We start from the raw sequence: 318 nt of genomic DNA on the forward strand, positions 1-318 counted from the left end.
AAGATGATACTTTGGGCGGGATTGCAATAAAATATAAAGTATCTGAAGCCGAATTGGTAAAGCTAAATAATATTAAAGATAAACATACAATTAAGATTGGGCAGGTATTGAAAATACCATCAACAACGAAAGTAAATCCAGAGGTTAAAAATGAATATAAAACATATACCGTTAAGAAAGATGATACTTTGGGCGGGATTGCAATAAAATATAAAGTATCTGAAGCCGAATTGGTAAAGCTAAATAATATTAAAGATAAACATACAATTAAGATTGGGCAGGTATTGAAAATACCATCAACAACGAAAGTAAATCCAG

The 318-nt window shown here is 30.2% G+C and carries 1 protein-coding gene; it reads left to right on the forward strand.

The window, feature by feature from the left end; translation table 11 throughout:
- Positions 1-318: LysM peptidoglycan-binding domain-containing protein (locus AC0LWN_RS32745; protein WP_474672760.1), on the forward strand; the 318-nt coding region annotated here is incomplete at both ends.

This window comes from Paenibacillus sp. sgz302115, assembly GCF_056120445.1.